This window comes from Gordonia terrae, from assembly GCF_051789125.1.
Classification (GTDB): Bacteria; Actinomycetota; Actinomycetes; order Mycobacteriales; family Mycobacteriaceae; genus Gordonia; species Gordonia terrae_A.
Genome location: NZ_CP196526.1, coordinates 3,803,415 through 3,817,283 on the forward strand (window position 1 = coordinate 3,803,415; position 13,869 = coordinate 3,817,283).

The following is a 13,869-nucleotide window of genomic DNA, read 5'->3' on the forward strand; positions in this document are numbered from 1 at the left end:
TAGAACAAGAGCACCGTCATCACGTACTACCCAGAGGCAGCGGTTGGTCAGGCTCCCGCCGGACGAGGAGTCAGAATCCTAGGGCCGTCGGCGGTGACCGCGACGGTGTGTTCCCAGTGTGCGGAGCGGGACCCGTCATCGGTGACGACGGTCCAGTCATCGTCGAGAACCGAGGTGTCCTCGGTACCGAGCGTCAGCATCGGCTCGATGGCAAGAGTCGAGCCGATCACAAGTGTCGGCCCTTTGCCGGGCTCCCCCTCGTTGGCGAGGAACGGCTCCATGTGCATCTCACGGCCGATTCCATGCCCGCCGTAACCGTCGACGATGCCGAACGGACGGCCGAACTGCTTCTCGGCGGCTCGCGTCCCGAGCTCGATGGCATGTGAGATGTCGGTGAGGCGTGCGCCGTCGACCATGGCGGCGATGCCCGCCTCCATCGACAGCCGCGTTGCCTCAGACAGTTCCGCGTCGGCCGTAGACAATTCACCGACCCCGAACGTCCACGCCGAGTCGCCGTGCCAGCCGTCGAGAATCGCGCCACAGTCGATGGACACGAGGTCGCCCTCGGCGAGAACGACATCGGCCGACGGGATTCCGTGGACCACCACCTCGTTCACCGAGCTGCAGATGGAGCCGGGAAACCCGTGGTAGCCCTTGAACGACGGCACCGCGCCCGCTCCGCGGATCACGGACTCGGCCACCTCGTCGAGGTCGAGGGTGCTCACCCCGGGCCTTGCCGCATCGCGCACCGCCACCAGCGCGGCTCCGACGATCGCGCCGGCGGCGGCCATGGCGTCGAGCTCGCCCGCACTACGGAACGGCACGACACGCTTGCGCTTACGAAAACCCATGCGTTACAGCGATTCCCCGGTGTGTCAGGAGACGCCGGCGCCGAGGGCGCTCAGCACGCGCTGGTGAACGCCCTGGATGTCACCGACAGCGTCGATGGTCTTGACCTGGTCGCCGTAGTAGGCGAGCAGCGGCGCGGTCTCGCGGGTGTAGACGTCCATCCGGTTGCGGATGACCTCTTCGGTGTCGTCGGCGCGGCCACGCGCCAGCATCCGCTCCACGACCACGTCGGTGTCGACGACGAACGACAGCACCGCGTCGAGCGAGGCGTCGAGGTTCGCCAGGATGTCGTTGAGCGCATCGGCCTGCTCGGTCGAGCGCGGGAACCCGTCGAGGATGAAGCCCTTGGCCGCGTCCGGCTCGGCCACACGGGCGCGCACCATGTCCACCGTGATCTCCGACGGAACGAGGTTGCCCGCGTCGAGGTACTTCTTCGCCTCGACGCCGACGGCGGTGCCCTGCGAGATGTTCGCGCGGAAGAGATCGCCGGTCGAGATGTGGGGAATCCCGAGTGCTTCGCTGAGGAGTTCCGCCTGGGTGCCTTTACCTGCTCCGGGCGGGCCGAGGATGACAAGTCTCACTTCAGGAACCCTTCGTACTTGCGTTGCATCAACTGACTGTTGATCTGTTTCATCGTGTCCAGACCCACGCCGACCATGATCAGCACGGCCGTGCCACCGAACGGCAGGTTCTGGACGTTGCCGCTGTTGCCGATCTCGAGGAACAGGTTCGGGAGTACGGCGATGATACCGAGGTAGATCGAGCCCGGCAGAGTGATACGGCTGAGCACATATCCGAGGTATTCGGCGGTCGGAGCCCCCGGCCTGATGCCCGGGATGAACCCACCGTACTTCTTCATCTCGTCCGCACGTTCTTCCGGATTGAACGTCACCGCCACGTAGAAGTACGTGAAGAAGATGATCATGAGGAAGTAGACGGCGATATAGACACCGTTGCTGGGATCGGTGAGGTATCGCGTGACGTACTCCTGCCACGTCGACTGCGTCCCATCGGGATTGCGCGTCAGCTCGACGATCAGCTGCGGCAGGTACAGCAGCGACGAGGCGAAGATCACCGGGATGACGCCGGCCTGGTTGACCTTCAGCGGCAGGTACGTCGACGACCCGCCGTACATCTTGCGACCCACCATGCGCTTGGCGTACTGGACCGGGATGCGCCGCTGGCCCTGCTCGATGAACACGACGCCGGCGACGATGATCAGAGCGGCGACACAGACGAGCGCGAAGACCAGGCCGCCGCGGCTGCTGAGGATGGTGCGACCCTCAGCCGGGATACGCGCGGCGATGCCGGCGAAGATCAGCAGGGACATGCCGTTGCCGATGCCGCGCTCGGTGATGAGCTCGCCGAACCACATGACGACACAGGCGCCGGCGGTCATGACGAGCACGATGATGGAGAGTCCGAAGATGCTCGAATCGTTCAGGACCTCACCGCTTGTCGCACACGACTGCGGGAGAAGCTGACCACGATCGGCGAGGGCCACGATGCCGGTCGACTGCAGCAACGCGAGGGCGACCGCGAGATAACGCGTGTACTGCGTCATCTTGGCCTGCCCGGCCTGGCCCTCCTTGCGGAGCTGCTCGAACCGCGGGATGACCACGGTGAGCAGCTGCACGATGATCGCCGCGGTGATGTACGGCATGATGCCGATCGCGAACACCGACAGCTGGAGCAGCGCACCGCCGGAGAACAGGTTGATCAGGGAGTAGACCGAACTCGACTCACCCGACGAGACCTCGTCGAGACACGCACGAACGGCCTGGTAATCCACGCCCGGAGACGGGACCGTCGCGCCCAGCCGATACAGGATGATGATGCCGAGAACGAAGAGGATCTTCTTCCTCAGGTCCGGCGTCCGAATGGCCGCGAAGAGGGGGGAAAGCACTAACTCCTCCTAGGAACGACCACGCGAGGCGTACGTCCCGGGTCGTGGGCGACCCGGTCCCCGTGTGCTCGGCAATCGACGATGATCTTGGGATGCGGCGATCTCGGGCGGATGCGGCGGGACAACGACTGCGACTCTAACAGTCACGCCGAAACGCCCCGGTCGGGCGGCAGCTCAGCTGCCCCCCGACCGCGGTGTGTTCCGTCTAGAGTTCGGTGACGCTGCCGCCGGCAGCGGCGATCTTCTCCTTGGCGGAAGCGGTGAACTTGTCGGCGGTGACGTCGATCTTCACCGACAGGTCCCCGTCGCCGAGAACCTTCACCAGCTTGTTCTTCCGAACGGCGCCGGCGGCGACGAGCTCGTCGACCCCGATGGTGCCGCCCTGCGGGAACAGGCGGGCGAGATCGCCCACGTTGACGACCTGATACTCGATCCGGTTGCGGTTGGTGAAGCCCTTGAGCTTCGGCAGCCGCATGTGGATCGGCATCTGGCCACCCTCGAAGCCGGCGGGCACGTTCTTGCGTGCCTTGGTGCCCTTGGTGCCGCGACCGGCGGTCTTGCCCTTGGACCCCTCACCGCGACCCACGCGGGTCTTGTCGGTCTTCGACCCCGGAGCGGGGCGAAGGTGATGGAGTTTGATGGTCATGCTTGAACCTCTTCGACTGTCACGAGGTGACGAACCGCGTTGATGAGGCCGCGGTTGATCGGCGTGTCCTCGCGGGTGACGGTCTGGCGGATGCCCTTCAGTCCGAGGGTCCGCAGGCTGTCACGCTGGTTGCTCTTGGTACCGATGGTGCCCTTGACCTGAGTGATCTTCAGCTGAGCCATGATCAGACCCCCTGTCCCGCACGAGCGCGGAGCATACCGGCCGGAGCGACGTCCTCGATCGGCAGACCACGACGGGCCGCGACCTCTTCGGGACGCTGCAGCATCTTGAGAGCCGCGACGGTGGCGTGCACCACGTTGATGGCGTTGTCCGAGCCGAGGCTCTTGGCGAGGACGTCGTGGACGCCCGCGCACTCGAGCACTGCACGCACCGCGCCACCGGCGATGACACCGGTACCGGGGCTGGCCGGGCGCAGCATGACCACGCCGGCCGCAGCCTCACCCTGTACGGGGTGGGTGACGGTCGCGCCGATCATCGGCACGCGGAAGAAGTTCTTGCGAGCCTCTTCGACGCCCTTCTGGATCGCGGCCGGAACTTCCTTGGCCTTGCCGTAGCCGACGCCGACCATGCCCTGGCCGTCGCCGACGACCACGAGAGCGGTGAACGAGAAACGACGTCCACCCTTGACCACCTTCGAGACGCGGTTGATGGTCACCACGCGCTCGAGCTGGTTGCGGTCCTGGTCGCGGCCGCCACGGTCGCGACGGTCACGACCGCCGCCACCGCCGCCACGACGGTCGTTGCCGCCGCCCGCGTTGTTCTGGTTGTTGTCGTTACCGGCGGGTCCGTTTCCGCCGTCACGCTGACGTCCGGGCATCAGAGGTTCCCTCCGGTGTTGTGGATATAGCTGGTGAAGATGGTCATCAGAAGCTCAGGCCTCCCTCGCGGGCGGCGTCGGCGAGCGCGGCGATCCGGCCGTGGTAGTCCTTGCCACCGCGGTCGAACACGACGGCGTCGACACCGGCAGCCTTGGCGCGGGCGGCGATAAGTTCGCCGACCTTGGCAGCCTGCGCGGACTTGTCCCCGCCTGCCGCACGCACGTCGGCCTCGATCGACGACGCCGCGGCCAGCGTCTTGCCGGCCAGGTCGTCGATGAGCTGCACGTGGATGTGGCGCGAGCTGCGCTTGACCGCGAGACGCGGACGAGCGGGGGTGCCGCTGACCTTCTTGCGGAGACGGAAGTGACGGTTGGCGGTCGCCTTGCGACGACGCGTCGAGACGTCCTTGCCGACCGGCTTGCGCACTGTCTTGGTAGCTGAATCACTCATGGCTTACTTACCCGTCTTTCCGACCTTGCGACGGATCTGTTCACCCTCGTAGCGAATGCCCTTGCCCTTGTAGGGGTCCGGACGACGCAGGCGGCGGATGACCGCCGAGATCTCGCCGACTTGCTGCTTGTCGATACCCGAGACCGAGAACTTCGTCGGGGACTCCACGGCGAACGTGATGCCCGCCGGGGCCTCGATCGGCACGGGATGGCTGTAACCGAGTGCGAACTCGAGGTCGCTGCCCTTGGCCTGCACGCGGTAACCGACACCGAAGATCTCCATCTTCTTGGTGTAGCCCTGCGTGACGCCGACGACGAGATTGTTCACGAGCGAACGGCTCAGGCCGTGCAGCGCGCGACTGCGACGCTCGTCGTTGGGGCGGGTGACGACGATGGAGTTGTCCTCCTTGGCGACCGAGATGGGCTCGGAGATGGTGAGCGAGAGCTCACCCTTCGGGCCCTTCACGGTGACGTTCTGGCCGTCGATGGTGACGTCCACGCCAGCGGGGATCTCGATGGGGTTCTTTCCGATACGCGACATGTTGTTACCTCCCCCTACCAGACGTAGGCGAGGACTTCGCCGCCCACGCCCTGGTTGGCTGCCTGGCGATCGGTGAGCAGACCCGACGACGTGGAGATGATGGCCACGCCGAGGCCGCCCAGAACCTTGGGCAGGTTGGTGGACTTTGCATACACCCGGAGACCGGGCTTGGAGACGCGGCGCAGGCCGGCGATGGAACGCTCACGGCTCGGCCCGTACTTCAGCGAGACGACGAGGCTCTTTCCGACCTCCGCGTCTTCGGTGCGGTAGTCGGTGATGTAGCCCTCGCGCTTGAGGATCTCGGCGATGTTCACCTTGATCTTCGACGAGGGCAGTGTCACCTCGTCGTGGTACGCCGAGTTGGCGTTACGCAGACGCGTCAAGAAGTCTGCGATCGGGTCAGTCATGGTCATGGGTGACCGTCAACCTTTCTCGTAGCGGTTCCCATACAGCGCCGGACGCGGGGACATCCCCGTGACCTGCGGTGGGCCTTCCACGAAGTGGATAGTTGTTTCTGAAGGTTCTCGCCGCCGATGCCCTTGGCTTTTCGCCGGCACCGGAGACTATTCAGTTGTGTCCCGGACACCTGAGGTGCACAGGCAACCGGTCTAGTGTAGGGAATCCGCAGCGTAGACCCAAATCGGCGCCGGCCGGGCCCCCGCGGGGTTCGGGCACCATCGAGATATGGACCGTCGACAGGTGCTCAGAAGCGGACTCCTCGGAGCGGGGCTGATCGCGGGTGCGGCTCTGGTGTCCGGGTGCACCGAAACCGACCCATCCCGCACCGAGGCGCCCGACGCCGGCTCGCCCGAGGTCATCGCGTCGGGGCTCGAGGTCCCGTGGGCGATCGCGTTCCTGCGCAACGGCGACGCACTGGTCACCCAACGCGACGCCGCGACCGTGGTCCGGGTCTCCCCCGACGGCGACACACGGACCGTGGGAGGTGTCGCCGACGCCGCGCCTCGGGGTGAGGGCGGCCTCCAGGGAATCGCCGTCGCACCGGGCGACGACAGTGCCGTGTTCCTCTACTACACCACCGCCACCGACAACCGGCTGGTGCGGATGGAGTTCGACGGCACGCGGCTCACCGGCCCGCGGACACTGATCACGGGTCTCGACGCCGCCTACAACCACCACGGTGGCGCGTTGCTGTTCGCTGCCGACGGCAGCCTGTTCGTCGCCGTCGGCGACGCGGCGGTACCGGAGGTGGCCCAGGACGTCCGGGCACTCAACGGCAAGATCCTGCGCGTGGACCGCGACGGGCGCCCGTGGCCGGGCAATCCGTTCGACAACGAGGTCTGGTCCTACGGTCATCGCAACGTCGAAGGGCTCGCCCTCGACGCGTCGGGACGCCTCTGGGCGAGCGAGTTCGGCCAGAACCGTCGCGACGAACTCAACCTGATCCGCCGCGGCGGCAACTACGGGTGGCCCGAGGTCGAGGGTGAGTCGGACGATCCGCGGTTCGTCGGACCGGTTGCCGGGTGGACGACCGAGGAGGCGTCACCGGCCGGACTGGCCGTCGTCGGCGGGCGTGCATACATGGCCGCGCTGCGCGGCCGGCGCATGTGGGAGATCCCCCTCGACGGCGAGTCGGTGGGACCACCGACCGCCCGGTTCACCGACGACTACGGCCGGCTCCGCGCGGTGGCGGCCGCGCCCGACGGTTCGGTCTGGTTCGGGACGAGCAACAGGGACGGACGCGGCCGGCCCATCGGGTCCGACGACCGCCTGTTCCGCATGCGTCCGGGGTGACGTGACCCAGGGTCACGCCCACCTGTGCCCGGGTCGGGGAAAGTCGCGAGACAAACCCCTGAACAATGCGACGGGTATAGCACTCGGGCGTGAATCAGCACTGCGTTCGACGACGTTCGGACCCGGTCGTGGATATCTTCGGAACGCATTCGAGAAATCGTCTCTTCACACACGTGTCCGCGAAACTCGTCGACGGCGCCATCCGATTTCCGCAATGGTCGTGTGCGCTATTCCCGGCATCGGAGAGAACCGGTACGGAGAACAACGAACAGGCCTCGATCGACCCGAACGACGTGTCGGCGCCGTCCCGCGATGTCATGGTGGAACAGTGAATTCGACCCACCTGCCCGAACTCGTCGATCAACTCCTCTCGTCGGCCCGTGAGGCGTCGAGCCATCGCGCGTCGCATACGTTGCACGGCAACTCTTCTCGCCATCTACGGCAGACCGTGATCGCCCTCACCGCCGGCGCGGCACTGTCCGATCACGAGAGCCCCACCGAGGCCACACTGCACGTCCTGCGCGGTCGCGTCGTTCTCACCACCGCGGACGGCGATCCGGACGGTTCCTGGAAGGGAGCAGAGGGCGATCTCGTGACGATTCCGTCGACGCGTCACGGATTGACCGCCGAAGAGGATTCGGCGATCCTGCTGACGGTTGCAACCCGGTGATCGGGCCGATCATGTCGATGTTCTGCACATGTGCGCCGAATGTATTCTGCGGAAACAGTCTGCGCCGTATCTGATCGACTTTTCGATTCGCGAAGTAAATTCACCACGCCGTCCGTAGGGTGACGCCTATGGCCCGGTCTGACGACATCCAGGGCACTGCAGCCACAGCCCTGCTGAACATCGGAAAATTCTTCACCCGCTGGGACGAGACGGACGACCGGCGAGCGGTCTTCCGCGAGGGTGGCCGCGCCGGCGACGTGTTCTACCGCGACCGGTGGAGTCACGACAAGATCGTCCGCTCGACCCACGGTGTGAACTGCACGGGATCGTGCTCGTGGAAGGTCTACGTCAAGGACGGGATCATCACGTGGGAGACCCAGGAGACCGACTATCCGTCGGTCGGTCCGGACCGTCCCGAGTACGAGCCGCGCGGGTGCCCGCGCGGGGCCGCCTTCTCCTGGTACACCTATTCCCCCACGCGAGTGCGGCATCCGTACGCGCGCGGGGTGCTCGTCGAGATGTATCGCGAGGCCAAGAAGCGCCTGCACGATCCCGTGCTGGCCTGGGCCGATGTGGTGGGCGATCCGCTGCGGCGGCGTTCGTACCAGCAGGCTCGAGGCAAGGGCGGACTGGTGCGGGTGACCTGGGACGAGGCCATCGAGATGGCGGCCGCGGCACACGTGCACACGATCAAGACCTACGGCCCCGACCGCTGTGCGGGCTTTTCACCCATTCCGGCGATGTCGATGGTCAGCCACTGCGTCGGCACCCGGTTCATCCAGCTCATCGGCGGGGTGATGACGTCGTTCTACGACTGGTACGCCGACCTCCCGGTGGCCAGCCCGCAGGTCTTCGGCGACCAGACCGACGTTCCCGAATCCGGCGACTGGTGGGATGCGACCTACCTGATGATGTGGGGTTCCAACGTCCCCGTCACGCGGACCCCGGACGCCCACTGGATGGCCGAGGTGCGATACCGGGGCACCAAGGTGGTGACCGTCAGCCCCGACTACGCCGACAACACGAAGTTCGCCGACGAATGGCTGCCCGCCCAGGCCGGCACCGACGGCGCCCTCGCGATGGCGATGGGTCACGTCATCCTCACCGAGTTCTTCGTGCAGCGCTCGACCGGCTTCTTCGACGACTATGTGCGGCGCTACACCGACCTCCCGTTCCTCATCCATCTCGACGAGCAGGGCGACGACCACCCTGGGCAGTTCGTCGCGGGGAAGTTCGTCACCGCCGACGAACTCCACGCGGGAGGCCGTGCGCCCGCCGACGAGGACGTGTGGAAGACCGTCTTCTGGGACTCCGAGCAGGACGGCCCGGTGGTTCCCAACGGGTCGATGGGCTTCCGGTACGCCGAGTCGGGTAAAGGTCGGTGGAACCTCGATCTCGAAGGCGCGCGTCCGGCGCTGACCCTGCTCGGCGACGCCGCAGAGCCCATCACCGTGGCCTTCCCCCTGTTCGACGCGCCCGACGGTAGCGGCACGGTGGTCCGGCGCGGCGTTCCCGCGCGGCGCATCGGCGGTCGGCTCGTCACCACCGTCTACGACTTGATGCTCGCCCAGTACGGCGTCTCCCGCGACGGTCTGCCCGGCGAGTGGCCCACCGGTTACGACGACGTCTCGGCGCCCTACACCCCGGCATGGCAGGCCGAGATCACCGGCGTCCCGGCGGCCGCCGCGATCCGCGTCGCGCGCGAGTTCGCCGCGAATGCCGAGGAGTCACAGGGCCGATCGATGATCATCATGGGGGCCGGTATCTGCCAGTGGTTCCACGGCGACGCGACCTATCGCGCGATCCTGTCCCTGCTGATCCTCACCGGGTGCATGGGCCGCAACGGCGGAGGCTGGGCGCATTACGTCGGGCAGGAGAAATGCCGCCCGATCACCGGGTGGATCTCGCTGGCGAACGCGCTGGACTGGACGCGTCCGCCGCGCACGATGACCGGTACGTCGTACTGGTACATGCACACCGGTCAGTGGCGGAACGACGGGTATTCGACGGCCTCGCTCGCCTCTCCCCTCGCCCGCGGCACGATGGACCACGAACACACCGCCGACGCCATCGCACAGTCGGCGCGACTCGGGTGGATGCCCTTCTATCCCCAGTTCTCCGCCAACCCGCTCGACGTCGGTGAGGCCGCGGCGGCCGCGGTCGACGACGGTACGGCCTCCGATGTCGCCGGCTACGTCGCCGAACGTCTGCAGAGTGGTGACCTGACCCCGGCGATCTCCGACGTCGACGCCCCCGAGAACTGGCCGCGGACGCTGGTGCTCTGGCGGTCGAACCTGCTCGGGTCGTCGGCAAAAGGCAACGAGTACTTCCTCCGCACGCTGCTGGGCACCCACCACAACGTCCTCGGGACGGAGAATCCCGACACCCCGCGCCCAGCCGAGATCCGTTGGCGTGAGGACATCCCCGAGGGCAAACTCGATCTGCTGCTGTCCGCGGACTTCCGGATGACCTCGACGACGCTGCTGTCCGACATCGTGCTCCCGGCGGCGACCTGGTACGAGAAGTACGACCTGTCGTCGACGGACATGCACCCGTTCGTCCACGCCTTCACCCCGGCGATCGACCCGCCGTGGGAGGCGAAGTCCGATTTCGAGTTGTTCCATCGGCTCGCGCGCCGACTCTCCGAGATGGCCCGGACCCATCTGGGGACGCGCCACGACCTGGTGAGCGTGCCACTGCAACACGACACACCCGGTGAGACCGCTCAGCCGCATGGACGGGTCGTCGACTGGCAGCGGGAGGGCGCGCCCGGCCACCCCGGCCGCAACATGCCCAATTTCACGGTCGTGGAACGGGATTACACGACGATCGCGGACAAACTGGCGACCGTCGGACCCCTTGCCGACTCGCTCGGCTTCACCGTCAAGAACGTCACCTACCCCCTCGAGGAGCAGACGCGGCGACTCGCGGAATCCAACGGGGTGATGCTGGGCGGGGCAGGCGACGGACGGCCGGCCATCGACACCGACGAGAAGCTCGCCGAGGCCATCCTCACGCTGTCGGGCACGACCAACGGCGAACTCGCGGTTGCCGGCTTCGAGCAACTCCAGGAACGTGTCGGGGTGCGGCTCGACGATCTCGCACGCGGTTCCGAGGAGAAGCGGATCAGTTTCGCCGACACCCAGAAGGCGCCGGTGCCGGTGATCACCTCCCCCGAGTGGTCGGGGTCGGAGACCGGCGGGCGCCGGTATGCGCCGTTCACCGTGAACATCGAGCGACTCAAGCCCTTTCACACGCTCACCGGCCGGATGCACTTCTATCTCGATCACGACTGGATGATCGACATGGGCGAGTCGTTCCCCATCTACCGGCCGCCGCTGGACATGCACCGGCTGTTCGGCGAACCCAAACTCGGCCCCGACGGTTCGCGGGAGATCACGGTCCGCTACCTCACCCCGCACTCCAAATGGTCCATTCACAGTGAGTACCAGGACAACTTGTTCATGCTGTCGTTGTCCCGGGGTGGCCCGACCGCGTGGCTCAGCCCCCAGGACGCGGCCTCGATCGAGGTGTCCGACAACGACTGGATCGAATGCGTCAACGCCAACGGGGTGTTCGTCTGCCGGGCGATCGTCAGTCACCGCATGCCTGCCGGGGTCTGCTACGTCTATCACGCGCAGGAACGCACCATCGACGTGCCGAAATCGGAGGCGACGGGGCGCCGTGGCGGCATCCACAACTCGCCGACGCGGCTGCTCGTCAAACCGACGCACCTCATCGGCGGGTACGCCCAGTTGTCCTACGCCTTCAACTATCTCGGCCCCACCGGCAATCAGCGCGACATGGTCTCGACGATCCGCAAGCGCGCACAGGAGGTGACGTACTGATGCGAGTGATGGCTCAGGTCGGCATGGTGATGAATCTCGACAAGTGCATCGGGTGCCACACCTGCTCGGTGACGTGCAAGCAGGCGTGGACCAATCGGTCGGGGACGGAGTACGTCTGGTTCAACAACGTCGAAACCCGCCCGGGACAGGGTTATCCGCGCCGTTACGAGGACCAGGACACGTGGCGTGGCGGCTGGCGGCTCAACCGCAACGGCAAGTTGCGCCTCCGCGCCGGCGGTCGACTGCAGAAACTGTTGACGCTCTTCGCCAGTCCGGTCCAGCCCACCATCGACGACTATTACGAACCCTGGACGTATGACTACCAGACCCTGATCGACGCACCACTCGGCGACGACTTCCCGGTCGCCCGGCCCAAGTCCTTGCTGACGGGCAAGGACACGAAGGTGACCTGGTCGGCGAACTGGGACGACAACCTCGGCGGCGGACCGGAACTCGCGCCGCACGATCCCGTCGTCGAGAAGCTGCGGCGCGAGTCCGAGGACGCCGTCAAATTCGGTTTCGAGCAGACGTTCATGTTCTATCTGCCGCGTATCTGCGAACACTGCCTCAACCCGAGTTGCATGGCGTCGTGCCCCTCCGGCGCGATCTACAAGCGCAGCGAGGACGGCATCGTGCTCGTCGACCAGGATCGTTGTCGGGGCTGGCGGCAGTGCATCACCGGATGTCCCTACAAGAAGATCTATTTCAACCACAAGTCCGGCAAGGCCGAGAAGTGCACACTCTGCTACCCGCGCATCGAGGTCGGTCAGCCGACGGTGTGTTCGGAGACGTGCGTCGGCCGGCTGCGGTATCTCGGTATCTTCCTCTACGACGCCGATGCGGTGACCGCGGCGGCGTCGACACCCGACGAACGCGATCTGTACGAAGCCCAGCTCGACCTCATGCTCGACCCCGAGGACCCGGAGGTCATCGCCGCGGCCACCGCCGACGGGATACCGGACGACTGGCTCGAGGCGGCACGCCGGTCACCGGTCTACGCCCTGGCCAAGAAGTACCGGGTCGCGCTCCCGCTGCACCCGGAATACCGCACCATGCCGATGGTCTGGTACGTGCCACCGTTGTCGCCGATCGTCGATCTGCTCACCGAACAGGGGCACGACGCGGAGAGCCCGGGAACCCTCTTCGGCGCGATCGAGGCGCTCCGGATCCCCGTCGAGTACCTGGCCGAACTGTTCAGCGCGGGAGACACCGACGTCATCGACGGGGTCCTCCGACGATTGGCCGCGATGCGCGCCTACATGCGTGACGTCACCCTGGGCCGGGAGACCGACCCGGGCATCCCCGCCGCCGTGGGCATGGACGAGGAGCAGGTCTACGAGATGTACCGCCTGATGGCGATCGCGAAATACGATGCGCGGTATGTGATTCCGACGGCCCACCTCGAGCAGGCCGAGAAGCTCGACGAGATGGCGTGCTCGCTGGATTACGAGGACGGTCCGGGCATGTTCGACTCCTCGGCCTTCGGTGAGGCCAGCGGGCGGCCCGCACCGGTCTCGGTGGAGACCTTCCACGCGCTCAAACAGCGCCAGACCACCGACACCGCGGCGGGCGACCATACGATGGCCGGACGGACCAACCTGTTGAACTGGGACGGAAACGGTGTTCCCGCAGGCATGTTCCCCGAACGGGAACTCCGGCACCGGGACGGCACCCCGTGAAGGCCCTACGCACCTTCGACCGCCGGCCGTCCGCTCGTCGACGGCGGCCGACCGACGCCCGCGTGATCCATCAGATCGCTTCCTGGTGCCTCGGTTATCCCGACGACGACGTGCTCGCGCGAGTCGACCTGATGCGTGCCGCGCTCGACGAGGCCGGCGATGACCCGGCGGCTCAACGGATCCGGATCACGGTCGATCACCTGGCGGCCGGCGATCCCGGGGACCTTCGGCGCGAGTACATCGACCTGTTCGATCTGTCGAGACGACAGACGCTCTACCTGTCGTATTGGACCGACGGCGACACCCGCCGCCGCGGCACCACTCTCGGTGAGTTCAAGCAGCTCTACCGGGACAGCGGATACCTCGTCGACCTCCACGGCGAGCTGCCCGACCACTTGCCCATCGTGCTCGAGTTCAGTGCCCGTGCCGATCCGGAGCGAGGCGTCGAGGTCCTCGAGAAGCACCGCGCGGCACTCGAACTCATCAAATTCTCGCTACTAGAGCACGAATCCCCCTACGCGGCGACGCTCGATGCCGTGTGCCGGACACTGCCCAGTCCGTCGCCGCCGGACCGCGAATCGGCGATGGCGATGTCGCGACCCGTCCCCACCGAGACGGTGGGACTCGAGCCGTACGACCCGCGACTCCTGCCCCTCGACCCGACCTGAACCGACCGACCGACCGAACGAG

The 13,869-nt window shown here is 66.5% G+C and carries 14 protein-coding genes; 5 read left to right on the plus strand and 9 right to left on the minus strand.

Going from position 1 to position 13,869, the window contains the following annotated elements; translation table 11 throughout:
• Positions 1-47: 47 nt before the first annotated feature.
• From map to rpsH, 9 genes are all read right to left on the minus strand, one after another.
• On the minus strand, positions 48-851 hold the full coding sequence (gene map, locus ACSUZC_RS17380) for a type I methionyl aminopeptidase (protein ID WP_439029735.1): 804 nt from the start codon (positions 849-851) through the stop codon (positions 48-50).
• A 24-nt stretch (positions 852-875) separates the two neighbouring features.
• Complete coding sequence (locus ACSUZC_RS17385; RefSeq protein WP_238422481.1) at positions 876-1,430, minus strand: adenylate kinase; 555 nt, start codon at positions 1,428-1,430, stop codon at positions 876-878.
• Positions 1,427-2,755, minus strand: coding sequence for a preprotein translocase subunit SecY (gene secY, locus ACSUZC_RS17390; protein ID WP_439029736.1), 1,329 nt, complete (start codon positions 2,753-2,755; stop codon positions 1,427-1,429). The genes ACSUZC_RS17385 and secY overlap by 4 nt, the downstream gene beginning before the upstream one ends.
• A 205-nt stretch (positions 2,756-2,960) precedes the next feature.
• Complete coding sequence (rplO, locus tag ACSUZC_RS17395) at positions 2,961-3,401, minus strand: 50S ribosomal protein L15 (RefSeq protein ID WP_238422479.1); 441 nt, start codon at positions 3,399-3,401, stop codon at positions 2,961-2,963.
• On the minus strand, positions 3,398-3,583 hold the full coding sequence (rpmD, locus tag ACSUZC_RS17400; protein WP_058251976.1) for a 50S ribosomal protein L30: 186 nt from the start codon (positions 3,581-3,583) through the stop codon (positions 3,398-3,400). The genes rplO and rpmD overlap by 4 nt, the downstream gene beginning before the upstream one ends.
• 2 nt (positions 3,584-3,585) lie before the next feature.
• Positions 3,586-4,239 carry a 30S ribosomal protein S5 gene (gene rpsE / locus ACSUZC_RS17405; RefSeq protein WP_439029737.1) on the minus strand — a complete coding sequence of 218 codons (654 nt, stop codon included), beginning with the start codon at positions 4,237-4,239 and terminating at the stop codon, positions 3,586-3,588.
• A gap of 46 nt (positions 4,240-4,285) precedes the next feature.
• Positions 4,286-4,690 (minus strand): 50S ribosomal protein L18, encoded by a 405-nt coding sequence (gene rplR, locus ACSUZC_RS17410; RefSeq protein WP_238422477.1) that lies wholly within the window; start codon positions 4,688-4,690, stop codon positions 4,286-4,288.
• Positions 4,691-4,693: 3 nt separating this feature from the next.
• Positions 4,694-5,230 carry a 50S ribosomal protein L6 gene (rplF, locus tag ACSUZC_RS17415; protein WP_439029738.1) on the minus strand — a complete coding sequence of 179 codons (537 nt, stop codon included), beginning with the start codon at positions 5,228-5,230 and terminating at the stop codon, positions 4,694-4,696.
• Between the two features lie 14 nt (positions 5,231-5,244).
• Complete coding sequence (gene rpsH, locus ACSUZC_RS17420; RefSeq protein WP_010842213.1) at positions 5,245-5,643, minus strand: 30S ribosomal protein S8; 399 nt, start codon at positions 5,641-5,643, stop codon at positions 5,245-5,247.
• Positions 5,644-5,914: 271 nt separating this feature from the next.
• Between rpsH and ACSUZC_RS17425 the strand changes: the two genes are divergently transcribed.
• The 5 genes from ACSUZC_RS17425 (at position 5,915) to narJ (ending at position 13,847) form a co-directional block, all read left to right on the plus strand.
• Positions 5,915-6,982, plus strand: coding sequence for a PQQ-dependent sugar dehydrogenase (locus ACSUZC_RS17425; RefSeq protein ID WP_439029739.1), 1,068 nt, complete (start codon positions 5,915-5,917; stop codon positions 6,980-6,982).
• Positions 6,983-7,310: 328 nt separating this feature from the next.
• The gene (locus ACSUZC_RS17430) at positions 7,311-7,652 is read left to right on the plus strand and encodes a cupin domain-containing protein (protein WP_010842215.1); all 342 of its coding nucleotides are present in this window, start codon (positions 7,311-7,313) and stop codon (positions 7,650-7,652) included.
• Positions 7,653-7,780: 128 nt separating this feature from the next.
• Positions 7,781-11,500 carry a nitrate reductase subunit alpha gene (locus tag ACSUZC_RS17435; protein WP_439029740.1) on the plus strand — a complete coding sequence of 1,240 codons (3,720 nt, stop codon included), beginning with the start codon at positions 7,781-7,783 and terminating at the stop codon, positions 11,498-11,500.
• Positions 11,500-13,179: a nitrate reductase subunit beta gene (narH, locus tag ACSUZC_RS17440; RefSeq protein WP_439029741.1), complete on the plus strand. Its 1,680-nt coding sequence runs from the start codon at positions 11,500-11,502 to the stop codon at positions 13,177-13,179. Before ACSUZC_RS17435 ends, narH begins: the two co-directional genes overlap by 1 nt.
• Positions 13,176-13,847, plus strand: coding sequence for a nitrate reductase molybdenum cofactor assembly chaperone (gene narJ / locus ACSUZC_RS17445; protein WP_439029742.1), 672 nt, complete (start codon positions 13,176-13,178; stop codon positions 13,845-13,847). Before narH ends, narJ begins: the two co-directional genes overlap by 4 nt.
• The last annotated feature ends 22 nt before the right edge of the window (positions 13,848-13,869 follow it).

Excerpts from the sequence above, each read along its gene's own strand:
- map (WP_439029735.1), bottom strand. The coding sequence starts at position 851 with ATGGGTTTTCGTAAGCGCAAGCGTGTCGTGCCGTTCCGTAGTGCGGGC.
- rplO (WP_238422479.1), bottom strand. The coding sequence starts at position 3,401 with ATGACCATCAAACTCCATCACCTTCGCCCCGCTCCGGGGTCGAAGACC.
- rpmD (WP_058251976.1), bottom strand. The coding sequence starts at position 3,583 with ATGGCTCAGCTGAAGATCACTCAGGTCAAGGGCACCATCGGTACCAAG.
- rpsE (WP_439029737.1), bottom strand. The coding sequence starts at position 4,239 with ATGCCCGGACGTCAGCGTGACGGCGGAAACGGACCCGCCGGTAACGAC.
- rplR (WP_238422477.1), bottom strand. The coding sequence starts at position 4,690 with ATGAGTGATTCAGCTACCAAGACAGTGCGCAAGCCGGTCGGCAAGGAC.
- rplF (WP_439029738.1), bottom strand. The coding sequence starts at position 5,230 with ATGTCGCGTATCGGAAAGAACCCCATCGAGATCCCCGCTGGCGTGGAC.
- rpsH (WP_010842213.1), bottom strand. The coding sequence starts at position 5,643 with ATGACCATGACTGACCCGATCGCAGACTTCTTGACGCGTCTGCGTAAC.
- ACSUZC_RS17425 (WP_439029739.1), top strand. The coding sequence starts at position 5,915 with ATGGACCGTCGACAGGTGCTCAGAAGCGGACTCCTCGGAGCGGGGCTG.
- ACSUZC_RS17435 (WP_439029740.1), top strand. The coding sequence starts at position 7,781 with ATGGCCCGGTCTGACGACATCCAGGGCACTGCAGCCACAGCCCTGCTG.
- narH (WP_439029741.1), top strand. The coding sequence starts at position 11,500 with ATGCGAGTGATGGCTCAGGTCGGCATGGTGATGAATCTCGACAAGTGC.